This is a genomic window from Flavobacterium sp., assembly GCF_013823965.1.
In the GTDB taxonomy this organism is placed as follows: Bacteria; Bacteroidota; Bacteroidia; order Flavobacteriales; family Flavobacteriaceae; genus Flavobacterium.
This window is the reverse complement of the sequence record NZ_PNNA01000076.1, coordinates 1-25,941: the sequence shown is the minus strand read 5'-3', so window position 1 is coordinate 25,941 and position 25,941 is coordinate 1. Positions and strand designations below refer to the sequence as shown.

The window sequence follows — 25,941 nt, the reverse complement described above, 5'->3', positions numbered from 1 at the left end:
TGTGGTATCAAATCAAATGCAGATTCTTAAAATTAAAAAAGTGTAATTTAAATTTTTTCACTTAGTCATGATACGAACAAAGAAGCTTTTTTACCACTTTCTTTTCCTCCTTGTTTGCACTGTCGCTTTTGCACAAAAGTCCGACACTAATTATTCAGAAAACCTAGTTGCCCCAATAGTTGCCGACACAACTTTAGTCCATCCATCGGCAGCAAAAGAGGGTTCTGGTGACACCATAATAACCAAAACCGATTCTATTGCTCCACTCCAAAAGGAGGATTCCATTGCTTATCCACCAAAATTTAAGGATTATAGAAGATTGGGCTACAATAGCGTGCTTTATGCTGGAGCTGCCGTGATTACTTTTGGCGGACTTTGGGCCATGCCGGAAAGCTTCACGCATTGGGACAAACAAGCGATGAAAGAAAAAGGGATGTTTTATAAATGGAAAGAAAACGTCAAAGCAGGACCCGTCTGGGATGGAGACAATTTCGCCATGAATTATTTGGCTCATCCTTATTGTGGTGGCGTGTATTACATGACGGCAAGAAGTAGTGGTTTCACTGTTTTAGAATCTTTTTCTTATTCCGTAATCATGTCCACTTTCTTTTGGGAATACGGTATCGAAGCTTTTGCCGAATTGCCTTCCGTTCAAGACCTTATTTTTACGCCAATCTTGGGGTCAGTAGTGGGAGAACTATTTTTTATCACCAAGAAAAAAATTGTCAAACACGACAAAAAAGTATGGAATTCACGATTCCTGGGGATAACAAGCCTGTTTGTCATCGATCCATTCAATACAGTTTTGGACGGATTTGGTTATCAAGAAAAGGTCAAAACCCAAATGAATATTGCACCGGTGGGATTTGACCCAAGTTCCCATAAAATGGTTTGGGGAGTGAATTTCTCGGCGAGTTTTTAGACCAATATATTTTTTTTATGTTCTAGCATTCAAATCGTCTCTTTGATTTTGAATAGTTATTTCGACTGCTTTACTATTCAAAATGGTATTGAGAGGTATTTTGATTAATACGGTTCTCGAAACCATATTTACAGCACTACCCTTTTTTATTTCATCAACATTCATCTGGCTTAAAAAATCACTCAAACAGACGAAATACTTTTATTCTCCTAAAATTAAAAGTAAATGGATATTTTTTTGTCAAACTAAGTTGAAAATACCAAAATATTTATTTTACGAATCCTATGTTTTAAAGCACCTAAGAGCATATTGTGTTTTTTAACACATTGAAATACAATAACTTAAATATTGTGTAAAAAAGTTGAATTGTTAATTTTTGTTCAAAACTCAAGCCAATTGTGGATAAGTTTGGCTTTTTTTAACAAGTAAAGCAGTTTATCTTTGGAATTGTCAAAAAGGCTTTGATTTACAGAGTACTAAGACAAAGTTTTTAATTACTTAATTTAATACCATAAAAAAATGGGAATTAAAATTAAAACGCAGTCCAGAAAGAATCCTCAGGACCTGACTGCCCCTGAAAAATTCTATGCCGCAGCAGTAAGCAACGGCGAAACTGATATGGAAGCACTCGCCGAGATGATTGCCTATCAGAGTACATTAACAGATACTGACTGTTATGCAGTATTGAGATCGTTGGAATACAACATCATCAATGAGCTAAAACAGGGCAGAATCGTTAAATTAGGTAGCTTGGGTAATTTCCAAGTGAGTATTAGTTCAGAAGGTAAAGTGACTCCTGAGGAGGTAACGGCTGCCGATGTAACTAAAAGCAGAATTCTTTTCCGACCTGGAAAAAAATTGCGCAATTTACTGGGTAATTTAAGTTACCAAAAAGCGAGCTAGTAACCCGCCGTTTAGATCAAATCTAAATGTCCGAAAGCCTCGAGTGTTCCCGCACTCGAGGTTTTTTTTTGTCCTTTTTTCACGAAACTTTTCTTCAATTCGTCCCGACGAAACTTTTGTTTCGTCCTGACGAACCAAAAAACTCGTCCTGACGAACTAAATGAACGGTCAGGACGAATTGAAAATTACTTCAAAAGAGAGAAAATTGGACTTACTAAAGGTTTTTTTTGGAGCACAAAAGCACAAAATAAGGAAAAGAATTGATGTTTTTTTTGGTAAAACAAGATTGTTTTATACTCCTTTTAGTACATTTTTGGCATAAAAAAAGCTCAAAAAAAGCAGCTAGTAACCCGTCTTTTTGAGCAAATTTAAATGTTCGAAAGCCTCGAATAGTTCCCGCTATTCGTTTTCGAATTGTGAGGTAAATATAAAAGATATTTAAATAACTTCTAACTACTATGTTGAAAAGTCATTAAAATCGTTGGTACTGCTGGCTTTAAAAGGGATAACTTATCAACGAACGTAGTTTTTTGAATAAGAAAAAACCGATTAATATTGACTGTATCTATTTCAATTATTTTAAAACGATTTTTTTGAAGTGTTTTTATGGTAAAGTTTATGCCAAAATGAAAATTGGAAAGTCGTGCAACCTGAAACTATAATGAGATTGCAAAACGTTGAATAAAAAATAGGGGCTAATGTGGAAAACCGTAAATTAAGATAATTTTTTTGCTCATTTTTGTTAATGAATTTTGTTAACAAAGTATTATTTGTAATACTTTTATTAGTGTTGATTTTGGTTAAATTTGATATAAATAAATTTCAACAAATTAATGATTATAAATTGATTATACTTTATTAAATGGCACAAAAAAACCTCTGGACTCGTGAAGAACTAATACTTGCATTCAACTTGTATTTGAAGTTACCTTTTGGCAAAATGCACAAACGTACTCCAGAGATTATAGAACTGGCCAATCTTTTAGGCAGAACTCCGAGTTCCATTGGTATGCGCTTGGGAAATTTTGCGAGCGTTGACCCTTATCATCAGGAAAGAGGCGTTGGAGGATTAAAAGGAGGAATGAATCAAGTAAAACCTATTTGGGATGAATTCTTCAATAACCAAGAGGAACTTGTTTTTCTAAGTGAACAAATCCTAGCCCAAAAAGAAAATACTTCCATTGAAAACAAATATCAAAATATTCTTTTAGACCTAAAGGGATTAAAAGGAGAAACCGTAATCAGGGAAGTAAAAACAAGAGTAAACCAATCGGTTTTCAGACAAATGGTTTTAACTAATTATACCACTAAATGTGCGATAACAGGAATTGATATTCCTGAACTGCTTTTAGCCAGTCATATTGTTCCTTGGTCAAAAAACGAAAATGAAAGATTAAATCCAGAGAATGGCATTTGTCTCTCGGCACTTTACGACAAAGCTTTTGATAAGGGATTAATTGGCATCAATCAAAATTATCAAGTGATATTGTCTGCGGATTTAAAAAAGAAAAAAGACAGCCCTTTTTATCAAAACCATTTTGCCTCCATTGAAAATCTAAAGATTACTAACCCAATAAAGTATATGCCAAGGAAAGAATTTCTGGAATATCATTTGGACAGTATTTTTGAAAAATAACCATTGCCGCACTGTACTCGAAATGACGGGCAACAAATTGTTTTTTTCAATAAACAATTACCAATAAAAAGAAGATACAAATATGAATACTGGCGAAATACTTATTTACCAAAATCAGGAAGGCAGCATCAAGATTGATGTTCGGCTTGAAGAAGAAACGGTTTGGTTGACACAAGCCCAAATCGCCTTGCTTTTTGGCAAAGGGAGAACTACCATAACGGAACACATCCAAAATGTTTTTATTGAAGGGGAATTAGAACAAAATCGAACCTGTCGGAAATTCCGACTAGTTCAAAAAGAAGGCACAAGAGAAGTTGAACGGGAAGTCGAACATTACAACCTCGATGTAATTATTTCAGTAGGTTACAGGGTAAAATCCCTGCAAGGCACCCAATTCCGTATTTGGGCGACACAACGTTTGAAAGAATACATTGTAAAGGGTTTTGCCTTGAATGACGACCGTTTCAAATCGGGGAATTCAATGAATTATTTCAACGAATTACAACAACGCATTCGAGAGATTCGATTGTCGGAACGCTTTTTCTATCAAAAAATAAAAGACATCTACACTACAAGCATCGACTACAATCCCAAGGACGAACAAACCATTGCTTTTTTTAAAATCATCCAAAACAAACTCCTTTGGGCCATTTCCCAAAACACGGCAGCCGAATTGGTTTACCGTCGCGTAGATGCTTCTCTTCCCCTTTTGGGTATGCAATCTTTTGACAAAAAAGAGGAGAAGTCGGTTCAGAAAACCGATGTAAGCATAGCCAAAAATTATCTCAATGAAGACGAAATAAAACTTTTGGGCTTATTGGTGGAGCAATATTTGGCTTTTGCCGAAACAATGGCTCAACAAAACACTCCGATGTACATGAAAGATTGGGCAGAGCGACTCGATTCGATCTTGCAATTAAACGGAAGAGAACTATTGACCCACGCTGGAAAAATAAGTCATCAAATGGCTATGGACAAATCTTCCGGTGAATTTGAAAAATACATAGAAAACAGGAAATCAATCGAGAAAGAACAGAGCTTGAAAGAAATCGAAGCGGATATCAAAAAACTGAAGAAATGAGTGCTTGAGTTTGATTGCGGCGGCGTGAACAGATTGCCGCGTTGACAATATCTTCAAGTTAAAGCTATTTGTTTGCGGCCATCAGGCAAGTTGCTCTCGTTATGTGATTTGCTTCGCCTGTTCACTATCGCTCGAGTCTCCCGTTGGTCGAAATGACAAGTCCATAGTGTATTAATCCTTAACATAATCACATTGCTCGCTCGCAATGACAGGTCGATTGTGGTGGAGATTGCCGCATTCCACTCACAATCACATTATAAAAAACAACTCTGTCAGAGTTTGAAACTCTGACAGGGTTGTTAGGAACGAGAGCGTTCATTTACTCTTTCACCAAATAAATTCCGTCTTCCTTGATTTCGATAAGCCTTTCCTTGTAGAGTGTGCCAATGGCTTTCTTGAAGGTTTTCTTGCTCATTTTCAAGACCGTCTTGATGTCTTCGGGATGGGAATTGTCCGTCAGGCGCAGGAAGCCACGACTGGCGCGAAGTTCGTCGAGAATTTTCTCGGCATTGGGTTCGATGTTTTGATAGCCCTGGATTTGGAGCGAAACATCGATTTTATGGTCGGGACGAATGTTCTTGATGTAGCCTCGCAATCGGTCGCCCGTGCGAATGGCGTCGTCATAGACTTCGTCTTTGTACAATAACCCTTTGTGTTGCTCGTTGATGATGACGTTGATGCCCAATTCGGTGATGTGGGAAACAATCAAATCGACTTCCTCCCCTTTTTCGACCGTTAGATGATCGTTGTTCAAAAACTGGTTGGTTTTGCTGGAAGCCACCAAACGTTTGGTTTTTTCGTCCATATAAAGGTACACCAAGTAACGTTTTCCTTTTTCCATCGGACGGGCTTGCTCCTTGAACGGCACGAGAATGTCTTTTTCCATTCCCCAATCCATAAAAGCCCCCACTTGGTTGACGTAGTTCACACGCAACAGCGCAAATTCATTCAATAAAATATAAGGTTCCAATGTTGTGGCAACGGGACGTTCTTCGTGGTCGAGATAAACAAAAACGATGATTTCCTCGCCTATTTCCCATTCTCGGGGTACGTATTTATTGGGCAACAGTATGTCGTGGATTCCTTCGGGGTCTTGTTCGGGATTTCCCAAAAACAAGCCTACCTTGGTGTCACGCAGTATGGTGAGCGTGTTGTATTTTCCTATTTCAATCATTTTCTTCTTTTTCTAAAGTGCAAAGGTACGAAGATTTTGAAGAAGATTTTTGAAGCAAAAATCAATATTAAGTTTTATGAATATCCGTTGCTTATACCAAAGCGAAAAATTAGCCACAGATTCAAAAGATTTTCACAGATTTCTTTAAAAGCACGCATAGAATCTGTGTTAATCTGTGACTCGAGCGATAGCGACTGGCGAAACAAATCAGTGGCAAAAAAAGACTTGGCCCGTATTTAGCACATTCCTATTAAGTTTATTAGAATTGATTCCAATTTTTGATTAGTTTTGAATACAACTTATTTCTCATAAAAATGAAATCCATTTCAACAGTATATTTACTTGCAGCCCTTTTATTGTCGCCTGTTTTATTTTCCCAGACCACGGTTGACGATCCGGAAATCAAAAAAATGATTCTGGAAATCAAAGCCGACAAATTGGAATCAATAGTTCGAAAACTGGTTTCTTTTGGAACACGCCATTCGGTCAGTGATACCAAAAGTGACTTGAGAGGTGTTGGTGCCGCACAACGATGGATCAAATCCGAATTTGACAAACATGCCAAAGAATCAGGTGGCAGATTGACATCCAGCATTGATTATTACTGGGTTAAAGCCGATGGAAAACGAATTACAACAGACAGCAAACTGGCCAATGTGATGGCAGTTTTAAAAGGAACTGACCCAAAAGACGAACGCGTACTAATCATTAGCGGACATATGGATTCTCGAGCGAGTGACGTCATGAATTCGAAAATCGATGCGCCTGGAGCCAACGACGATGCATCGGGAGTTGCCGCCATGATGGAATTGTCCCGCATAATGAGCAAAAGAACATTTCCTTGTACCATCATTTTTGTCGCCGTAACCGGTGAAGAACAAGGATTACTTGGCGCAAGACACTTAGCCGATTCGGCAAAAGTAGCCGGTTGGAAAGTTACGGCAATGCTCAACAACGACATGATAGGCAACAGCTTGTCCAGCGGCACGAATTTGAGAGACAACACTCGAGTGCGGGTTTTCAGTGAAACCATTCCTTACTTGGAAACCGAAGACGAAGCCAAAATGCGCAAATCGACCAATCGCGACAACGACAGCCCTTCCAGACAATTGGCGCGTTACATAAAAACGGTTACCAATCAATATGTAGACCAATTGGACATTGACTTGGTGTATCGAAACGACCGCTTTTTGAGAGGAGGCGATCACACTCCTTTCCTCCAAAATGGTTTTACTGCGGTTCGCTTTTGCGAGAAAAACGAAAACTTCAACCAACAACACCAAGACGTGAGAATGGAAAACAACATCCAGTATGGTGATTTGCCCGAGTTTATGGACTTTGAATACCTCAGAAAAAATGCCGCTTCCAATTTGGCCACTTTAAGCAACCTGGCTTGGTCTCCCGAAGCTCCTTTATCCGTTGGCATCGAAGTCAAGGAACTTTCTAATTTTTCAACCCTTGTCTGGCAAGCTCCCCAAGGAAAAGTTCCTTATGGCTACCAAATTTTAATCCGGGAAACTTCATCCCCGCATTGGGAAAAAACAATTTTCGTGAAAGACACCAGGGCAACCATTCCTTTTTCAAAAGACAACTATTTCTTTGCCGTGCAATCCGTCGATGAATTGGGTCACGCCAGTTTGCCGGTATTTCCGGTTCCAATTCGATAAACTAATAATATGTAGGATAACGGGTTAATTGAAATTACATCAATTCCTTGACATACGGCAAAAAAAAACAATACATTGTCTTGTCAATGTAAAAATCCATTTGATGCGGAAATTGCATTTGAATTGGCGATGACACTGTTATGTCAAACCAACCTAATAACTCGTGTCGTCCAACTGCACTTTTCCATTGAAAGTTCGGTACAGGAAGAAAAAATAGGCTCCCAACAAGGGTGCTCCAATGGCCACAATCGTCAGCATGATTCCCAATGATTTTTGGGAGGAAGCGGCATTGTAAATGGTGACACTGTATTTAGGATCGATGGTCGAAATCAACAGTGTTGGATACAATTGCAAAGCCACGAGAACCAACAAAAAAGCCATAGTCAAGGACGAAAACACCAAAGCCAACATGTATTTCTTTTTGGAGACCAAACGAGGCACATTGGCCACAGCCAAAAAGGACAAAACAGGAACCACAAAATAGTGTGGATTCTCCCTAAAATTGGCCGTCACTTCGGGTATAAAAATCAAGGTGTACAGCGTTGTTATACCAAAACTAATGATAAAAAATATCATCCCTTTTTGAAGCAAAAAAGTCAATCGATCGTGCAATCTTCCTTCGGTTTTCAATAGCAGAAAGATGGCTCCCTGGGTCATGAAAATGGAAAGCGTGGTCAGCCCAACCATTATGGCATAAGGGTTCAAGAATGAAAAAAAGATGCCGCCGTGATAGGTAAAATTAGGTCCCAAGGCAAAACCCTGCAATATATTTCCCAAAACCACACCCAACAAAAAGGCAATCATGATGCAGGAAACACTGTAGGTAATGTCCCAAGCGGTTCTCCACCAAGTCATTTCTTCGGCACTTCTAAATTTTATTGCCGCCGCGCGGAGTACATTGAACATCAAAAACAGCATGAACGGAATGTACATGGCCGACAACATCGTGGCATACATCACCGGAAATCCAGCGAACAATGCGCCACCACCTATGACCAACCAAACTTGGTTGGCGTCCCATATTGGCCCAATGGCGTTGATGGCAATACGGCGGCTCAGGTCTTTCCTGAAAAACAAATGCCAAGCCCCGGCTCCAAAATCAAAACCTTCCAAAATGGCGTAACCCGAAAACAACAATCCGATGACCAAATACCACAAGGTTGGATAATCTATTCCCAAAAAAGTTTCCATAAGCCTAAGTTATAAAAAATTTATTTCTGACGTTTTTTGCAATTCATCGTACGGACCGTGTTTTATTTTTTTATTGACCGAGTATAAAAACAACAGCAACAAGAGCGAATAGACAAAGGTGAACAAGACCAGTGAAAACAAAATTTGGTGGGAAGACACTTCTTGGGAAAACGCTTTATTCGTTCGTAGCAAACCATAAACCACCCAAGGCTGCCTGCCCATTTCGGCCGTAAACCAGCCCACTTGATTGGCGATTTGGGGTAAAATGACGGAAAAGGGAAAAATCCACATCAGCCATTTGGTTTCGAATAATTTGCCGCGCCACCACAAAAAACTGGCATAAAGCGTGAGTCCAATCAAGGCCATTCCTATGGCTATCATGATGTGGTAAAACTGGAAAACGGCATTGATTTGACTCGGCCTGTCCTCGACCGGAAAATCGTTCAAGCCTTTTATGGGAGCCTTGAAATCTTGGTGTACCAAAAAGGATAATCCACCCGGAATACCCAGCCCGGTAACGGTTTGTTTTTCCTTGTCCACCCAACCCAAGAGATACAAATCAGCAGGGGAATTTTTCTGGAAATGGCCTTCCATCGTGGCCAGTTTTGCGGGCTGGTTTACCGCAACGCCATCGGCGGAACTGTGTCCGGAGAGCAATTGGGTGAGTGAAAAAATGGTAGCCACGACCAAAGTAATCTGGAATGCTTTTTTGGATATTTCGACATAACGTCCTTTCCTGATGTAATAAGCATGCACACTCAAAACCAAGAAGGCTCCCGCCAAAATAGCGCCTTGCCAAGTATGGATAATTCGATCGACGCTGGAAGGATTGAACACCATGGCCCAAAAATCGGTTACTTCGGCACGAGCGTGCAATCCGGTTCCCACTATATGGTAGCCCGCCGGTGTTTGTTGCCAAGAATTGGCCACCACAATCCAAACGGCAGAGAACATCGAACCCAGAAACACGCCCAAAGTGGAGACAAAATGCACCCAAGGTTTTACGCGATTCCATCCAAAAAGTAATATGCCAAGAAAAGTGCTTTCCAAGCCAAAGGCAAACAAGCCCTCGGCGGCCAATGCGCTTCCGAAAATATCGCCGACGTAACGGGAATACACCGCCCAATTGGTTCCAAATTCAAACTCCATTATAATTCCGGTTGCCACGCCTATTCCAAAAGTCAAGGCGAATATTTTAATCCAAAAACGGGTCAGGATTTCGTAATCCTTGTTTCCCGTCTTCAGATAAAGTCCTTCAAAAATCACCATTATCAACCCGATACCGATACTTAACGGCGGATAGATGTAATGGAAAGCTATGGTAAAAGCAAATTGTATTCGTGCCAATATTTCAACATCCATAATAAAAATTTTTATTTAAAATATAGGTTATCCAATAAAAGCCTGGTGACGTATGCCAGCTCATTTTTCAATGAAAACAATAAAATCGATACTACGCCAACTCTTTAAAATACTGCAACAAAATCTTGTTGTTTTCCAATGTGGGCGTGAAAATTTCCAGAATGCTTGGTTTGTCGTTTTGGGCGTACAAGTTTTTCAAACTACTTTCCAAACTTGCTTCGTCGCTGGCAATGCTGTATTCAAAACCGTACATTTTCGCCAATTGCTCGGCGGTCAGGCAATGCGAAGTCTCGAAAAAAGTATTGAAAACCGTAGTTTCCTCGTGTCCGGGCAAAATCCTGAAAATACCTCCTCCTCCATTGTTGATTAAAATAATCTTGAAGTTTTTGGGCGTGTAGGCGTTCCACAAAGCGTTGCTGTCGTACAGAAAACCAATGTCTCCCGCAATCAAAACGGTGGGTTTTGCATTGGCCACAGCCGCACCAATTGCCGTGGAAGTACTGCCGTCGATGCCGCTGGTTCCGCGATTGCAAAAAACTTCCACGGAAGCAACCACGGCAATCAATTGGGCATATCTAATGGCCGAACTGTTGCTTAAATGCAACATCGAATCCTTGGGCAAGGAAGGAATTATCTTTTCGAAAGCCTTGAAATCCGAAAAAGGTATCTTGGACAAATATTCTTTGTGTTTACTGGCCCTCAAAGCCGCAATATCTTGATGAATGGAACGATACTTACTTTTTATGGGAATGGTAAAGCGCAAGAACTGATGAAAAAATTGATTGGGATTGACTTTGAAATGATGCGTCAAACAACCAAAAGTGTCATAAGCCCTCAAAGTATCAATATGCCAATGATGCTTCGGTTTGTAGCTTCTCAAAAAAGCTTTTATCCTTTTGGAAACCACCATCCCGCCAAAAGTTACCAGAATATCGGGTTGCAATTCTTTGAATTCTTTCTTGGCAAAAGGCGTAATTATGGTGTCAATATTATTCAAAAAAGAAGGATGGTGCAGGTTTGAGGTATTCTCCGTCATCACGACAACCGAATCATCCTTGGCCAAGGATTCAATAATTGCAGCGTCGATTTCATTGGGTTTGTTTTCGCCCACGAGGATTAACTTCTTTTTGGATTTGTTCCAAATATTGGTAAACTCCACGATTTCATCAATAGAAATTTTATGGTTTACCTTGGCAAAAGCCGAAATCGTGACATCTACATCCAATTTGGAAACCGTTTGGTACAAAGGTTCTTCAAAAGGGGCGTTGATATGCACGGGACCTTTTTTGGTAAAAGCCTTGTTGATGGCCTTGTTGATTTTCAAATCGTTTTTGACCGAAACTTCCTCGGTTAAATTGGCATTGTAAAGCGAATGATTTTTGAAAACATTTTCCTGGCGAATGGTTTGGCCGTCGCCAATGTCGATTTTGCCCTGCGGCCTGTCGGCAGAAATCACGATTAAGGGAATCTGGCTATAAAATGCCTCGGCAAAAGCAGGATAATAATTCAACAATGCCGAACCGGAGGTGCAAACCACCACGGCTGGTTTTTGGGTTTGTTGTGCAATACCAAGGGCAAAAAAAGCGGCGCAACGCTCATCGGCAATGCTGTAGCAATTGAACTCGGGATTGTTTACAAAACCTATGGTTAAAGGGGCATTTCGCGAACCTGGAGAGATGATGATGTTTTTGATTCCCTTGGCAAGACAAATTTCAATGATGCTTTGCGCTAAAGGTATTTTGGGATAAATCATTTTAAAGTTGGAAATTAGACGTTAGAGGTTGGACTTTTTACCATCCTGACCTGAAAGGCAAAGTTACAAACTTGGCAACCGAATTCCTTAAATTCGAACAACTTTTTCTTACTTTTGGAGAGAAATATTTAAAAAAATGGAAATCCAAATTAGACCCTACCAAACCAAGGACACCCAAGCTATCTTGGACATCATCAACCACAATATATTGCATTCGACGGCTTTGTACGATTACAACATCCGAACTTTTGAGCAGCAGAAAAACCTTTTGGAAGAAAAAATTAGCAAAAACTTCCCCGTGATTGTTGCCGAACTCGACGGGCAAGTGGCTGGTTTTGGAATGTACAGCGAGTTTCGGTTTCGGGAAGCGTACAAGTTTACGGTCGAACATTCCGTTTACGTGAATGAAGCTTTTCACGACCAAGGCATTGGCCACCAATTGCTTCAGGAATTAATTTCTTTGGCCAAAAAACAAAAACTCCACACCATGATTGCCGTAATTGATGCCGAAAATCAAGGCAGCGTGGCATTTCACGAGAAATTTGGTTTCCAAACCGTGGGCATCATCAAGGAATCAGGCTATAAATTTGACCGTTGGCTGGATTCGGTTTTCATGCAGTTGCTATTGGAATAAAAAAATCTGACACAGATTGCACCGATTTTCACCGATTAATTAGCGAAATCTGTGTCAAATTATATTTGATTTTTATTTACAAGTCAAACACTTTTGCAAGATGTGCTGGATAATTTTCAAGAACTTCCGCTATGTTTCCATCTTTAAAAATATCGAAACAATTGTAATCAGTAGCAATTTCAACACCGCAAAAACGATAATTACTGGTAATAGGCAGGAATAAATCGGCTGTTCCTTTTCCTTGCATCAGCATTTGTGAAGGATTGTCAAATGCTTCTGCCGGTGCATTAAAAGTGGCACAAACCATAAATTTTTTGCCTTGCATTTTCCCGCCCGTCCCATATTGCTTGGTTGTGTCTTCTCTTGTTCGCCCATCTCCCGAAAGAAATTTTTGACTGTTCAATCCGCTGTTAAACACTTCGTCCACATATTTTTTGTAAATCCAAGGAGCACCAAACCAGTTTACAGGTGTTTGCAAGATAATGATGTCGGCTTCCATGTGTTTTCCGACTTCTTCTTCTGGATTGTAGCCTTCTTCTACTTTTGTTTCTAAAATTTCAAATCCTTTTGCTACAAAAAAGTCTTTTGCTTTCTGAATAAAAGAATTATTAAGAGTTCCTTCCGTCCAATTTGGATAGGTTAAATGTGTATTGATGAGTAATACTTTTTTTGGTTTTTCCATCGTAGTATTTGTTGTTATTTTTTCACTTTTTTTACTCCACAAAAGTAAAAACTAATATTGCCAAAAAAGGAAACAGACTACCACTAAAAAAGAAACAAATTACTTATAACAAAAAAACGCCTTGATTAAAGATGTTTCATTATATTATTTTTTTGCTGATGGCTTGCAATCGATATTCTTTTGGCGTGAGATTCACCTGTTTTTTGAAGAATTTGGAAAAGTAATTGGGATATTCAAACCCCAATTCATATGCTACTTCGGTGGTGTTTAAGTTTTTGTTTTCCACCAATAATTCTTTGGCTTTTTTAATCACAAAATCGTGGATATTTTCAAGAGCTGATTTGTTGGTAAAATGTTTTACAATGTCGCCCAAATAATTGGCGGTCAAACCCAATTTGTCTGCAAAATACTGAACACTTGGAAGTTGGCGTACCGGTTGACTATAATAATCGTTTAAACTTTGTTGAAAATCCAATACAATACGATTGTATTCTTTTGGGTCAGTTGAAAACCGTCTTTTATAAAATGCTTCCACCAAAGAAACCAGCACATTTACGTACGACAACAACACATTGAAATTTCGTCTTTCGTTTTGATAATATTTCATCATCAATTTGAAAACAGCTTCTATTTCTTCCACCTCTTCATCCGTTAAATACAAGGCTTCGTGTTGCCCGTAATCGAGATAGGTTTTGAACAAGTACCGATTTTCTTCAATGATTTTTTTTGAAAGTTGCAGATACATTCCTTTATAATTGGGTTCCACATCCCAGCCTGTCGGAACAATTAAATTTGGACTGTTGAAAAACACGGCCGTAATCGGTTCACTTTTGGGTATTGTCCTATTTACAACATTTATTTTTATGGAAATTCTGTAAAAGTCAACCGTAATCGGTTCAGATGAAGACAACATATTTGGTGGGTCGTAATAACCAACATCAATATCATTGTCCAATGGTTTGTCCAACCCAAGATATTCATTATACGTTTTAAAATCCGAGAAATTTTTCATTTGACAAAGTTACACATTTATCTTTTTTATAATTTCCTTCCATTTGTAAAGTAGCAGACGACAATTTCTAAAATCGAATGACTTATATTTGCAACTTTACAAACAATATGGACTTTACCCTTCTTTCTTCTCCCCTACAAGGATTTACCGATTTTCGTTTCAGGAATGCCCAAAACAGGCTTTTTGGCGGAATCGACACTTTCTATTCGCCTTATATTCGGTTGAATGGAAAACTGGAAATCAAAGCTTCGTATGAGCGAGATTTACTGCCTGAAAACAATCTGGATTTAGAAGTCATACCGCAAGTAATCACGAATGATGCCGAGGAGTTTTTGTTCGTTGCCAAATATGTTCGGGAACTGGGTTACAAAGAATTGAACTGGAATTTGGGTTGTCCGTATCCTATGGTGACCAAATCCGGGATGGGTTCCGGCTTGATCAAGAACACCGAAAAAATCAACCATATTCTGGAAAGGGCACATTCCGAGACCGATATTCTGGTTTCGATGAAAATGCGTTTGGGTTATGATACGACCGAAGAAATTCTGGATGTTTTGCCTATTTTGGACCACTATCCATTAAAAAATATCGCCATTCACGCCCGAATTGGCAAACAATTGTACAAAGGCGGCGTCCACTTGGATGCATTCCAACACTGCATCGACAATACCAAACATAAACTCTATTACAATGGCGACATTACTTCGGTGGCCAAATTCAAGGAAATGCAGGAACGTTTCCCGACAATAGACCATTGGATGATAGGACGCGGATTGATTTCCGATCCTTTTTTGCCCAGCATGATACGAAACAACAGCCCAGAATATCCCGAAAACAAAATGGATTTGTTCCGTGAATTTCACGACACTTTATATGCCATTTACAGTGAATCGCTATCGGGTCAAACCCATATTTTGTTGAAGATGTATCATTTATGGGAGTACTTTTCAGTCACTTTTTCGAATCCGCACAAGGTGTTGAAACAAATCAAGAAAGCGCAGAGTATCCGCAATTATGAAGCCGCCGTGGAAGCCATTTTCAAAAACGAGAAATAATTAACCAAATAAGGCATATAAGTTCATTTAAGCAATACTCTTATATGAACTTATATGCCTTATTTGGTAAAAAACTAAAAAATATTACCCCTTAATCCAATTCAAGACTTCCGGGTCGTTGGGCAAAGTTCTTGGAGAAATTACTTTTTCCAATTCGCCTTTTTCGTTCAGAAGGTATTTCTGGAAATTCCATTCCACTTGACTGTCCTGCAATCCGTTTTTGGATTTTTGGGTCAGGAATTGGTACACTGCACACATATCATCCCCTTTTACGGAAACTTTGTCCATCATCGGAAAAGTTACGCCGTAATTCAATTGGCAGAAAGCGGCAATTTCTTCGTTGGTTCCCGGTTCTTGACCCGCAAAATTATTGGCTGGAAAGCCCACGATCACGAAACCTTTTGAAGCGTATTCTTTGTACAAGGCTTCCAATTCCTTGTATTGTGGCGTCAATCCACATTTGGATGCCGTGTTGACAATCATGATTTTTTTGCCTTTCAAGGAAGCAAAATCAAATTCTTTTCCTGATAAGTCTTCCACCTTGAATTGGTAAATGGTTAGTTTTGGCATAGTGGTTTCGGTTTTAACTTGTTTGTTTTGGCCTTGGCAACTCCAAAAAAGAAACATTGCAAAGGCACACATCAATAGGTTTTTCATTGGTTTAATTTTTTATAAAATTAGTCAAAATGATTTTTTAAACGCTGGAACGATTCCTAAAGTTTTTATAATATTGGTTTTGTTGCATCAAGAATCGATTTTTAAAGAATGCGTAGTTTATCTCACTCTTTTAAAAACCAGATTTTTGAGTTTTGATTTCATCCTTTTGGAGGGATTAAATTTAATTTTGGCCCCTTTTATGTTGGCTGTTCCCAATTCTTCCAGTGTATCGGCAGGAGTGCCTTGGACTGTTATTTGAAACGAACCCAAATTGTCAATTCGCGCTATACTTCCAGCGGCCAATGTTTCGGAGATTACTTCTGTAAGCCCTATGATTACGGCGTAACAATCAGCTTTGCTGACCGTGGACCGCGAAGCGACCATTTCGGCAAGACTATATAAATCTTCTTCGCCTTTATGGATCGCACAAGGATAATATTTGATTTGGGGAGGTGAAACCAAGATGTTTTTCTTGGGCACCATTTTAAATTGTACGGCCATACTACTACTATTATTGAATTATTTAAATAAAGGCTTTGTTGGTATTTTACAAAATCGGTATTGAATTTAGCGCCGAAAGTCATTGTGTTCCAATCCAGCACTTACAAAGTTAAATAAATTTAAATATGTTTTAATAAAAAGATATATATGTTTTATAAACAAACATATATATCTTTTTATTGCTTCAAACTTACTCGATAAAAACAGGGCAATGACAAACCTGTTTGCGGGTCCTTATAAAACAACAAAGACTTCAGCATTTAAGTGAAGTCTTTGTTTGATGGTGTAGATAAACTATGAAAATGAATGTAATATCCTATTTGATATTGGTATAAAATTTTCTTTTATATTCTATAAATTATTAGCGACTCCTATCAGGGTTTAATCCTACTTGTGACTCTTTAACATAAAGCTGGTTATCTTATATAAATCTCCACTCTTGCTGATCTACTAATCCCTGTGGAAGAAGCTCCAGTCCAATAATAATCTCCTGCAGAATAATTACCATAATTAGAAGATAATCCAATACCTCCAGAAACATCGTTCGAAAGTTGATCTGCTTCATTGTTCCATCCAAATCCCCATCGAACTTTAGCACTTGCATATCCTGAATAATTGATTCCATAGAAAGTAAAACCTTGTTGTGCAGTGAAAACACTGGTATTAAAACCTGAGAAAGTCATCGTTCCATTGTTTGAAGTATAATAAGTATCTTGGCTTCCTGCGAACTTTGAAATAAGTGTAGTTCTCAATCCGCTACCATGAAAATTATTTTGAAGCCAGGTCCATTTAGTCAAACCATCAATACTTCCACTTTCTGTAGCAATGTTTGAAATATCTGGCCAAATAGCCATCAAATCTTTAGATTGAAAATTATTCATCGTTTCGTATTTAGCATCTCCTGCATTTCTGGTAACATCGGTTGGATTTAAGGTGTTTGCCGTTGTCCAATAAGTTGCACTGTAATTAAAAGTGGTTCCGGCAGCAGCAGCTTTCATTGCAAGCATCCATCCACCTCCATCATAATTACTGTCCATTATACAATAAATTTGGGTGGGACCAACATTTGGTAAATCAATCCAATAAACCCCATCAACAGAGGATGGAAAATCTGTCTTTATTTGTAGTGCGCTTGTTCCAGCTGATGATGACGATGAGCCATCATTTGATTTCAAAGAAATAGTCTTTCCTTTAGAATCAACCATTTGACTGGCGCCTATGGCACCGTTTTTGTTTACATAATTAGGTAAATTATTTACGATCCTGCCAAAACTAGTCAATACGCTTACATCTGTTACCGTAAGTGTTGCCGCAATGGTTCCTGAATAATAACTGCCATTTGCCGCTTGACTTGCCACTATGGAAGATGTTCCGGATCCATGTATCGAAATAACGTTCCCTTTAACGGTTGCCACGCTTGGATTGCTGCTAGTATAGGTAATCGCACCGGAACTATTGGATGTTGGTGGAGGGATGGTAAAATCATTATCAAAATATTTTTTATTCTGAAATGAAAAATTACTCAATCCTGGACTTGTCAATGCAGCCACGGCAGTAATGGTTTCTGACAAATCATCTGGAATTGAATTTCCTTCAGTTCCTGAGAAAGTTTGGGTACTTGAAATAGTATAAGTCCCATTTGTTGGCGTAACCACCGAATTTACAGTTGCCTGTACTGTTAGAATATGTTCTTCTCCAGGATACATCGTTCCAATAGTCCATTGTTTGGTGGTTGCATTCCAGCTTCCAAAAGTTGGCGTTGCATTGGCGAGTGTAACCACGCCAGGTAATGTGTTGCTAATTAACACATTATCCACTTTATCATAACCGTAATATTTTACCTTGACCTTGAAAGTGACAGTTGAATTGCTCGCCACGGTATTGTTATCTGCAGTTACGCTAAACACTAATTCTGGATGGCAGTCGTTCACTGGTTCAAATGAAGATTCATAAGTACATGTGCCTTGTGACACTACAACTTTGAAATTACCTACAGTTGTTGGAGTGTATGAATTAGAAGTTACCCCTGGAATTAATATTCCGTCTTTGTACCAGTCATAAGAGGTAAAACCTGGAGTAGCTGTCAAGATGGTAGAAGGCAAACAGCCGTCTCCTACTTTAGTCAACTGGATGGTTGGAATGGTTTCAAAGCCCGAGAAATAACCTGAGGCACCAAGAGCTCCATTATATCCAAAAAAACCAACAGCAATTGGACCATTGGCTGATACCGAAACGTTACCTGATAAACCGGGTAAAAAATAGGTTTTCCAATTAGTACTCCCGGACACTGTTTTTTTGGCTGCCAGTATTGTGGCATAACTAACCTGATTAGCACCGTATTTAACGATAATGTCTGCATCTGCAACTGCAGTGGAAGCAATGATTGTAACACCTCCCGAAATAGTGACTCCAGCCATATTAGTGATATCCGGAATACCGTCTACCTGACTACTTAACAAACAGTTTACCGGAGCAATAAAATTGATGTCACCGGTTTGAGTTCCATTACTTCCCGCCAAAGATTGGAATGCATAAGCCTCTTTTGAAGTATACACATACATATTAGCACCAGGTACCGATGAAGTGGTTGACGAGGAGGAATAATAAGTCGACGGAATACTGTAATAATCCCCATTGTTTATTGTTGCTATGGGAGTTTCCCCTCCATTAACATATATTTTTGTGTCGTTTTGAGTGGCCACAATTACAGGAAACTCAAGTAAATCCACTCCGTTTCCTCTTACGAAGACATACTCTCTTCCCAAGGTGTTTTCTGGAATAATCTGGTCGATGGCACAGTCCTGGTTCGCAAGAGTTGATGGCTGATAATGGAGTTCTCCAAAACTGACAGCAATATTTTTATCAGAAGTAATGGATGCTCCGAGCCAACCATCCACATTTGGGGAATTTGCCGCAGCAATGGTAGCTTCTAGAACATACGATTGGCCCGCATTTAAGGTAATTGTCAAGGCATCATCTGTTATGCCTGTAGCATTTGTACCCAACCTAAAAGTACAATTCGGATTATATCCAAATATCCTAAAAGTAGTATTGTCTTCTGTGGCCATTATTCCCAAAGTCGAATTGAGTATGGCATAGTTTGTCCCTTTATTTGGAACACCACCCCATTTAAAAGCTTTTCCAAGAGCAGCCCTTCCCTTAGAAGTCAGGGAAGAAGCTTGATTGGCTGATTTACCGCGATAGTTTACATAAAATTTTTGACCTCCTGGCGAAACAAATCGCAATCCACTGTTACTTAACACAATACCCGTATTTACGGACGAAACTATAGCAATATCATTTTCTCCAGAAGGTAAAGTATAGCTTGTACTTGCAGCTTTTGAAACGGTTAATGTGGTCAATATCGAAGTACTGTTTCCTCGATATACATTTACGGTAAATGGGCTAGTTTCTGGTGTCGACACGTAAATTACTTGTTCGACGATTGCAGCACTTGCTCCTGAAATTGAACCTGAACTCTGCTTCAACGGTGGTAGATAATGCAAATCACTTAATTGTGCAAAACCCCGGATTGAACAGAGAGCCATAAAGAACGAAAAAATTATAATCTTGGATATTCTCATCTCAATAATTTATTATACTACTTAGATTAATAAAAATAGTCAAATTGAATTCTATCACCCGCGGTTAAAGTGTACGCCGTATTGTTTGCTGGTACATAAGTTAATGTTGTCCCACTAACACTGTATGCCGTATTACTGATGCGGACACCATTGATATACATTTTCACTTTACTGTTTACTGATTTTGTTTGTGTTAAAGTAAACACTGTTTGAGAAACAGTAGCCGTAAATTCATCTGTTACATCTCTAACACCAGCAGTAGATAAAGCCGTTGTTACAAAAGCTGTCGTGGCTATTTGAGTGGTATTAGTTCCTGCCGAAGCAGTGGGAGCAGCTGGTACACCAGTAAAAGTTGGCGAAGCTACTGCTGCCTTGTTGTTAAAAGTAGTCCAATCAGTAGAAGACAAATAACCATCGGCAGAAGTTGTAGCAACAGGCATCGAGATTTGTGGTGTTGATCCTCCTGAACTAAGAAGAGGAGATGCTGCCGTTACACTAGTGATAGTTCCTGCACTCACGTTGGCAGGTGCCCATTGGGTTCCGTTCCATGTCAAAACCTTTCCTGTTGCAATACCTGTTAAAGTAACATCCGTAAGATCAGAAGTGGCTAATGTTACGATACCCGTTTTTCCTGCCACACTTGAAACAGTTGAAGTTTGTGATATTTTTTGCCAAGTAGTTAATGGTTCAGTAGTAGTAGAAGAAATCATCCAGTCTCCAACATTGAAATCTGTATTAGTTTGTGTTTCTTTTCCTGCACCTGAAATAATATAGTAGCTACCTGCCGGTAAATAAGGTACAGCAACACCCCCAGACAAACTTATACTTCCTTTATAGGTAAGTCCAGACACATTTATCAGAGTATTTGGAATTTTACCATTAATATCCAAAACTGGAATATTTCCAGAAGAAGTTCCTGTATTTAAAATTGCTGCTGTTCCTAAACCTAGATTGGCTCTTGCATCAGTTGCATTGCTTGCACCTGTACCTCCATTGGCTACAGGTAAAACTCCCGTAACTTTTGTTGTAAGGTCTATACCTCCTGCCAACATCGCATTGCTTACTTTACCAGCCCCAATAGTTGTTACTCCAGCATTGTTGATGGTTACATCGCCGCTCATCGCCACGGCTGCAGCAAGGTTTGAACCATTACCAACTATAATTTGTGCGCTGGTTAGTGCGGATCCAATTGGCGTAGCACCTGATATTGTGGTATTGGTCACGCCAGTTACCCTTCCCTTGGCGTCAACAGTAAATACCGGCACGCTTGTGGCGCTACCATAAGTTGCTGCCGTTACACCTGAATTAGACAAGGTCGCAGGAAAGCTTCCTTTGCCACTACCTGTAACATCTCCAGTCAATGTAATCGTCTGATCGCCAGAATTGATACCAGAAACAGTTGCATCATCACTAACTGTAAGTAATTTGGAAGTAGTTCCTCCTGCCAAGGTAAATCCATCTATTAAAGCTGTAGGGGTTACACCATTGATGGTTTTGCTTGTAAGTTTTTCAGCACCCTCAATGGTCGCCAATACGCCATCATTTGGTAGTGTCAAGGTTGAGTTTCCGGCATTGGCATTGGCAACTAATGTTGTTGTACCATAAGTACTTCCAACGAAAGAAATACTTGAAGCTGAAGCTGCCCCTAATGTTGGTGTAACAAGAGTAGGCGAATTCGATAATACCACATTCCCTGTTCCTGTTGAAGTAGTGACTCCAGTACCTCCGTTTGCCACTGGCAAAACACCACTATAAGCCGTAGCAGTAGTACTAGGTGTTATCCAAGTCAATGTTCCAATTCCCGTAGTCGATAATACCTGTCCGCTAGTTCCGTGAGTATTTGGATAGGTAACGTCTTTTGCAGTCAAAGTTCCGCTTGTATTCACATTTGTTACACTCGTACTTCCCAATTGAATGGTGTTACTGGCTAAAACTAAAGAATTATATCCAATGGCGGTAGCATTGGTTAAATCTCCAGAATCTACATCGGCTCCAGACCCTAAAGCAGAATTTCCTATTCCAGAGGTGTTTGACAATAAAGCATTGTTACCAATAGCTGCATTATAGCTTCCCGTTAAACTTTCAAAAAGAGATTTAGTCCCCACAGCTGTGTTAAAACCACCTGATGTATTTTTACTAAGAGATAAATATCCATTTGCCGCGTTATTGGAGCCAATGGTATTCAATTGGATAGATTGTGCACCAAAAGCCGCATTATTAATACCAGTAGTATTCGAATTAAGGGCTAAAAACCCATTTGCTGTATTTTGCGTACCTGTGGTATTTGACTTAAGAGCACCTAATCCAATAGCTGTATTACGAGTACCTGTGGTATTGCTAGAAAGAGCTAAATTACCTAAAACTGTACTATCAGCTGTGTCAGTACCAGTACCAACAGTTATTCCATGAACAATGGCATCACTGCTAAATGTTTTAGTGCCAGCAATAGTTTGTGCAGTGGTCAAATCCACAAAGTTCTGAGTGGCAGAACCTGTTCCACCATTTGCAATTGGCAAAATTCCAACTACTCCAGATGTAAGAGGCAATCCAGTGGCATTAGTTAAAGTTCCAGAAGCCGGTGTACCGAGAACAGGTGTTGTCATTACAGGTGCTGTTAAGGTTTTATTGGTCAATGTTTCTGTTCCAGCCAAAGTAGCTAAAGTTCCTGTTGTAGGTAAGGTAACATTGGTAGCTCCCGTTGCCGTTAATGTTTGCGAAAAAGCTCCTGATGTTGCTAAAGTACTTCCATTTGCCAATGTTAAAGTGGCACTGGTTGTAGGAGCGGTTATAGTCACTTTATTAATTGAAGTAGCTGTTGCCACACCCAAATCTGGTGTAACCAAAGTTGGAGCCGTATCCATAACAAATTTAGATCCCGTTCCTGTTTGAGAAGCTACGGATGTCGCATTGCCAATACTTGTAATTGGCCCAGTTAAATTGGCATTGGTTGCATTTGCTGCAGCTACAAAAGCTGTAGTGGCAAGTTGTGTTGTATTAGTTCCTACTGTTGCTGTTGGAGCAGTTGGAGTTCCCGTCAAGGCCGGTGATACTGCTAAAACTACCGATCCTGTTCCTGTTTCGTCCGAAACAACCCCGGCTAATTCAGCTGATGTAGTCGCTGACAGCGCACTCAATTTATCAGTAGTTACCACTAGCGTTTTTGAGGTTGGAATAGAAGTGCCATTAACGCTCGTTGCTGTTGCCACTCCCAATACTGGCGTGACCAAAGTAGGTGCCGTATCCATTACAAATTTAGATCCCGTTCCTGTTTGAGAAGCCACGGCCGTGGTATTTCCTGTACTTGTAATTGGTCCTGTTAAATTTGAATTAGTCGTAACTGTGGCAGCATTACCCGTTATATTTCCCGTCAAATTTCCTTTAAAAGTTTGCCAGACGCTATTGTATGCTATTCTCAACTCACCATCAGTTCCCACGCCACAATCGGTGCAATACACCATCATACCTTCCGTGGGTGTTGTTATGGCCGTCATTTGTGCATTTGTCATTCGAGGAAGCAAAAATCCCTTGGTGGTACTTTCTAATTCCAAAACAGCTTTAGGGTCTATACTATAAGGATTCCCCCCTATTTTCTGGGTCACTTGCGCTGAAACAATATCTGTGGAAAACCAAAGAATTAATGTGAAGACTACGCTTTTTAAAAATGTATTAGGACTCATATTATTTTGTTTTTATTTTTTAAAATATAATCTAATTAGTCAATTACGTACCATGAAGTACCGTTGGACTGAACTCTGATTGTTTTGGGATAGTTTATGGAAGAAATCGTTGTGGTTTCCGTCAGCTTTAAAGCAGGACTAAAACTTAACAAATTGGTTGTCTCATCCGTTTTGCGAATAACATAAACTTTACCGGTAGCTGTAGAAGCGTTTGGCAATGTTAGGGTAAATCCACCTGCAGTACCATTAGATAAAATAGTGTAATCCGTTATTAATGCTGTATAATTAGCCGTTATCGTACTTATGGCGTTTATTGTTGAGTAGGTATCTACATACGTCTTCACCGCTTTTGCACTTGGGTATTTTATATCCGAAAGTTTATCTGCAAAAACATCGGTAGATTTATTTCCTTCTATTTTTTGAATCGCTCCCAAAACAGAATCAGTGGCAACAACTGCTCCTGTTGCAGTCGTAAAACCAGTCAATACTTTATTGATGACTGCCGCGTTATTTAAAGTAACGCTTCCCGAGTTATTCATTGTGGCTTCTCCTGACAAAGCAACTTCCGTGGCCACGCCACTGGCGTTTCCTAAATAGATTTTTCCGTCTGCCAAGGCATTGATAACTGCAATTTCAGTATCAACATAAGTTTTAACCGATTTAACCGTTGGGTATTTTATATTTGAAGCACCGTCAGTAGTAACACTGTAACTTTTATTTATTAAATCTTCTTTTGTAGCTTCCGCTTCAATTGCACGATCCACTTCCGTTTGCAAATTTGTCGTCAAGGTATTATCAGCAAGAATTCTATTCGATTTTTCAGTATTCAAATTTGACGTAATGGTGTTCTCGGCTGATTTGGCTCTTGCCGTTTCAGCAGCAATCAACGCCAAAGCATCGGTTGTACCAGCCACGGCATTATCAACATAAGTTTTTACCGCTTGCTCTGTTGGAAATTTCACATCAGAATTTGATGCCAAAGTACCATCTACACTCTTGTTTGCAGCATTTTCCTTGGTCGCTTCCACTCCCATCGCTCTAGTTTTTTCTAATCCAAGGTTTGTCGTCAAGGTAACTTCTGCATTTGTAGCTCTTGTAATTTCGTTTTCAAGATTTGTGGTCAACAAAGACACGGCTGATGCTCTAGTCAACACTTCTGCTGCCAAATTATTGGTCAAGGTATTGTCGGCCGCCAATCGTGTTGCTGCTTCCGATGCCAAGTTGGTGGTTACCGTGCTGACTGCTGTTGTTCTTGTTGAAATTTCCGAATTTAAATTAGTCGTCAATGTGTTGTCAGCGGCTATTCTTGCTGCTGTTTCCGATGCCAAGGACGTACTCGCTGCAGACGTACTCGCATCAACATACGTCTTCACCGATTTAACACTTGAATATTTATCGTCAGATAAACCATCTGCGCTCACACTGGTACTTTTGTTGGCCAATAATTCTTTAGTGGCTTCCGCAGCTGTTGCTCTGGAAACTTCGTTCGCCAAATTAGTGGTCAAAGTTCCTTCAGCTGTTGTAGCCCTGCTTACTTCTGCTGCCAAGTCATCTGTTAAAACTACATCGGCTGCTGCCCTGGTTGTGGCTTCTGCATTCAAATTGGTAGTCAAAGTTCCTTCGGCTAGAATGGCTCTGTCTTTTTCTGTTGTTATGCTTGTGGCCAAGGTAGTGTCATTTGCCAATCTCGTTGCGGCTTCTGCGGCCAAATCGCTAGTCAAAACGCCTTCTGCGGCTGTAGCTCTTTCCGTTTCAGAAGTCAAGGCTGTTGAAACTGCCGTGGCTTTTCCATCTACATAAGTTTTGGTAGCTTTTTCTGTTGGAAATTTTTCATCTGAATTCAATGCAAATGTTCCGTCCGTGCTCTTGTTGGCTGCATTTTCTTTGGTTAATTCTGCTGCGGTTGCTCTGGTGGTTTCTGCTGTTATGGCAGTGGCATTCGCATTTTCGGCTGTTGTAGCTCTGGTAATTTCTGAAGCTAAACCAGTAGTCAAAGTTCCTTCTGCAAGAATCGCTCTGCTTTTTTCTGTTGTTACACTTGTGGCCAATGTAGCATCGTTTGCCAATCTTGTTGCGGCTTCTGCGGCCAAATCGGTAGTCAATACGTCTTCTGCTGCAGTGGCTCTGTCCGTTTCAGAACTTAAAGCTGACGAAGCTGATGTAGCTTTGCTATCAACATACGTTTTTGTGGCTTTCTCTGTTGGGAATTTTTCATCTGAATTCAATGCAAATGTTCCGTCCGTGCTCTTGTTGGCTGCATTTTCTTTGGTTAATTCTGCTGCGGTTGCTCTGGTGGTTTCTGCTGTTATGGCAGTGGCATTCGCATTTTCGGCTGTTGTAGCTCTGGTAATTTCTGAAGCTAAACCAGTAGTCAAAGTTCCTTCTGCAAGAATCGCTCTGCTTTTTTCTGTTGTTACACTTGTGGCCAATGTAGCATCGTTTGCCAATCT

General features: G+C 39.7%; 18 protein-coding genes. 7 read left to right on the top strand and 11 right to left on the bottom strand.

The window, feature by feature from the left end:
* Positions 1–67: 67 nt before the first annotated feature.
* The 4 genes from C0430_RS08975 to C0430_RS08960 all read left to right on the top strand — a co-directional run bounded on the left by C0430_RS08975 (position 68) and on the right by C0430_RS08960 (position 4,542).
* Positions 68–922 (top strand): DUF3943 domain-containing protein, encoded by an 855-nt coding sequence (locus tag C0430_RS08975; RefSeq protein WP_290868439.1) that lies wholly within the window; start codon positions 68–70, stop codon positions 920–922.
* Positions 923–1,441: 519 nt separating this feature from the next.
* Positions 1,442–1,825 carry an HU family DNA-binding protein gene (locus C0430_RS08970; RefSeq protein WP_290868437.1) on the top strand — a complete coding sequence of 128 codons (384 nt, stop codon included), beginning with the start codon at positions 1,442–1,444 and terminating at the stop codon, positions 1,823–1,825.
* Between the two features lie 862 nt (positions 1,826–2,687).
* On the top strand, positions 2,688–3,461 hold the full coding sequence (locus C0430_RS08965; protein ID WP_290868435.1) for an HNH endonuclease: 774 nt from the start codon (positions 2,688–2,690) through the stop codon (positions 3,459–3,461).
* Positions 3,462–3,543: 82 nt separating this feature from the next.
* On the top strand, positions 3,544–4,542 hold the full coding sequence (locus tag C0430_RS08960) for a virulence RhuM family protein (protein WP_290868431.1): 999 nt from the start codon (positions 3,544–3,546) through the stop codon (positions 4,540–4,542).
* Between the two features lie 319 nt (positions 4,543–4,861).
* Here the strand turns inward: C0430_RS08960 and C0430_RS08955 are convergent, their stop codons facing one another.
* Entirely contained in the window at positions 4,862–5,716 is an 855-nt protein-coding gene (locus tag C0430_RS08955) for a S1-like domain-containing RNA-binding protein (protein WP_290868424.1), read from the bottom strand.
* 314 nt (positions 5,717–6,030) lie between these two features.
* Here C0430_RS08955 and C0430_RS08950 point away from each other — a divergent pair, with 314 nt between their 5' ends.
* Positions 6,031–7,383 carry a M28 family metallopeptidase gene (locus C0430_RS08950; RefSeq protein ID WP_290868421.1) on the top strand — a complete coding sequence of 451 codons (1,353 nt, stop codon included), beginning with the start codon at positions 6,031–6,033 and terminating at the stop codon, positions 7,381–7,383.
* A gap of 153 nt (positions 7,384–7,536) precedes the next feature.
* Here C0430_RS08950 and cydB read toward each other — a convergent pair whose 3' ends face one another.
* The 3 genes from cydB to menD all read right to left on the bottom strand — a co-directional run bounded on the left by cydB (position 7,537) and on the right by menD (position 11,689).
* Positions 7,537–8,574 carry a cytochrome d ubiquinol oxidase subunit II gene (gene cydB, locus C0430_RS08945; protein ID WP_290868419.1) on the bottom strand — a complete coding sequence of 346 codons (1,038 nt, stop codon included), beginning with the start codon at positions 8,572–8,574 and terminating at the stop codon, positions 7,537–7,539.
* 9 nt (positions 8,575–8,583) lie between these two features.
* Positions 8,584–9,936, bottom strand: coding sequence for a cytochrome ubiquinol oxidase subunit I (locus C0430_RS08940; RefSeq protein ID WP_290868417.1), 1,353 nt, complete (start codon positions 9,934–9,936; stop codon positions 8,584–8,586).
* Between the two features lie 91 nt (positions 9,937–10,027).
* Positions 10,028–11,689, bottom strand: coding sequence for a 2-succinyl-5-enolpyruvyl-6-hydroxy-3-cyclohexene-1-carboxylic-acid synthase (gene menD / locus C0430_RS08935; RefSeq protein ID WP_290868413.1), 1,662 nt, complete (start codon positions 11,687–11,689; stop codon positions 10,028–10,030).
* 136 nt (positions 11,690–11,825) lie between these two features.
* On the opposite strand from menD, the gene C0430_RS08930 reads away from it, so the two are divergent.
* Positions 11,826–12,323 (top strand): GNAT family N-acetyltransferase, encoded by a 498-nt coding sequence (locus C0430_RS08930; protein ID WP_290868410.1) that lies wholly within the window; start codon positions 11,826–11,828, stop codon positions 12,321–12,323.
* Between the two features lie 76 nt (positions 12,324–12,399).
* Here the strand turns inward: C0430_RS08930 and C0430_RS08925 are convergent, their stop codons facing one another.
* Positions 12,400–13,005: an NAD(P)H-dependent oxidoreductase gene (locus C0430_RS08925; protein WP_290868407.1), complete on the bottom strand. Its 606-nt coding sequence runs from the start codon at positions 13,003–13,005 to the stop codon at positions 12,400–12,402.
* Positions 13,006–13,144: 139 nt separating this feature from the next.
* Positions 13,145–14,017: an AraC family transcriptional regulator gene (locus tag C0430_RS08920; RefSeq protein WP_290868405.1), complete on the bottom strand. Its 873-nt coding sequence runs from the start codon at positions 14,015–14,017 to the stop codon at positions 13,145–13,147.
* A 107-nt stretch (positions 14,018–14,124) separates the two neighbouring features.
* Here C0430_RS08920 and C0430_RS08915 point away from each other — a divergent pair, with 107 nt between their 5' ends.
* Complete coding sequence (locus C0430_RS08915) at positions 14,125–15,072, top strand: tRNA-dihydrouridine synthase family protein (RefSeq protein WP_290868402.1); 948 nt, start codon at positions 14,125–14,127, stop codon at positions 15,070–15,072.
* An 84-nt stretch (positions 15,073–15,156) separates the two neighbouring features.
* Here C0430_RS08915 and C0430_RS08910 read toward each other — a convergent pair whose 3' ends face one another.
* From C0430_RS08910 to C0430_RS08890, 5 genes are all read right to left on the bottom strand, one after another.
* Entirely contained in the window at positions 15,157–15,642 is a 486-nt protein-coding gene (locus C0430_RS08910; protein ID WP_290868529.1) for a glutathione peroxidase, read from the bottom strand.
* A gap of 204 nt (positions 15,643–15,846) precedes the next feature.
* Positions 15,847–16,230 (bottom strand): HU family DNA-binding protein, encoded by a 384-nt coding sequence (locus tag C0430_RS08905; RefSeq protein ID WP_290868400.1) that lies wholly within the window; start codon positions 16,228–16,230, stop codon positions 15,847–15,849.
* A gap of 416 nt (positions 16,231–16,646) precedes the next feature.
* Entirely contained in the window at positions 16,647–19,778 is a 3,132-nt protein-coding gene (locus C0430_RS08900; RefSeq protein ID WP_290868397.1) for a DUF11 domain-containing protein, read from the bottom strand.
* A gap of 62 nt (positions 19,779–19,840) precedes the next feature.
* The gene (locus tag C0430_RS08895) at positions 19,841–23,491 is read right to left on the bottom strand and encodes a hypothetical protein (protein WP_290868394.1); all 3,651 of its coding nucleotides are present in this window, start codon (positions 23,489–23,491) and stop codon (positions 19,841–19,843) included.
* Positions 23,492–23,526: 35 nt separating this feature from the next.
* A partial coding sequence (locus tag C0430_RS08890; protein WP_290868393.1) for a hypothetical protein occupies positions 23,527–25,941 on the bottom strand: 2,415 nt, incomplete at its 5' end.

Coding starts and splice junctions, on each gene's coding strand:
- C0430_RS08975 (WP_290868439.1), top strand. CDS start 68: ATGATACGAACAAAGAAGCTTTTTTACCACTTTCTTTTCCTCCTTGTT.
- C0430_RS08970 (WP_290868437.1), top strand. CDS start 1,442: ATGGGAATTAAAATTAAAACGCAGTCCAGAAAGAATCCTCAGGACCTG.
- C0430_RS08965 (WP_290868435.1), top strand. CDS start 2,688: ATGGCACAAAAAAACCTCTGGACTCGTGAAGAACTAATACTTGCATTC.
- C0430_RS08960 (WP_290868431.1), top strand. CDS start 3,544: ATGAATACTGGCGAAATACTTATTTACCAAAATCAGGAAGGCAGCATC.
- C0430_RS08955 (WP_290868424.1), bottom strand. CDS start 5,716: ATGATTGAAATAGGAAAATACAACACGCTCACCATACTGCGTGACACC.
- C0430_RS08950 (WP_290868421.1), top strand. CDS start 6,031: ATGAAATCCATTTCAACAGTATATTTACTTGCAGCCCTTTTATTGTCG.
- cydB (WP_290868419.1), bottom strand. CDS start 8,574: ATGGAAACTTTTTTGGGAATAGATTATCCAACCTTGTGGTATTTGGTC.
- C0430_RS08940 (WP_290868417.1), bottom strand. CDS start 9,936: ATGGATGTTGAAATATTGGCACGAATACAATTTGCTTTTACCATAGCT.
- menD (WP_290868413.1), bottom strand. CDS start 11,689: ATGATTTATCCCAAAATACCTTTAGCGCAAAGCATCATTGAAATTTGT.
- C0430_RS08930 (WP_290868410.1), top strand. CDS start 11,826: ATGGAAATCCAAATTAGACCCTACCAAACCAAGGACACCCAAGCTATC.
- C0430_RS08925 (WP_290868407.1), bottom strand. CDS start 13,005: ATGGAAAAACCAAAAAAAGTATTACTCATCAATACACATTTAACCTAT.
- C0430_RS08920 (WP_290868405.1), bottom strand. CDS start 14,017: ATGAAAAATTTCTCGGATTTTAAAACGTATAATGAATATCTTGGGTTG.
- C0430_RS08915 (WP_290868402.1), top strand. CDS start 14,125: ATGGACTTTACCCTTCTTTCTTCTCCCCTACAAGGATTTACCGATTTT.
- C0430_RS08910 (WP_290868529.1), bottom strand. CDS start 15,642: ATGCCAAAACTAACCATTTACCAATTCAAGGTGGAAGACTTATCAGGA.
- C0430_RS08905 (WP_290868400.1), bottom strand. CDS start 16,230: ATGGCCGTACAATTTAAAATGGTGCCCAAGAAAAACATCTTGGTTTCA.
- C0430_RS08900 (WP_290868397.1), bottom strand. CDS start 19,778: ATGGCTCTCTGTTCAATCCGGGGTTTTGCACAATTAAGTGATTTGCAT.
- C0430_RS08895 (WP_290868394.1), bottom strand. CDS start 23,491: ATGAGTCCTAATACATTTTTAAAAAGCGTAGTCTTCACATTAATTCTT.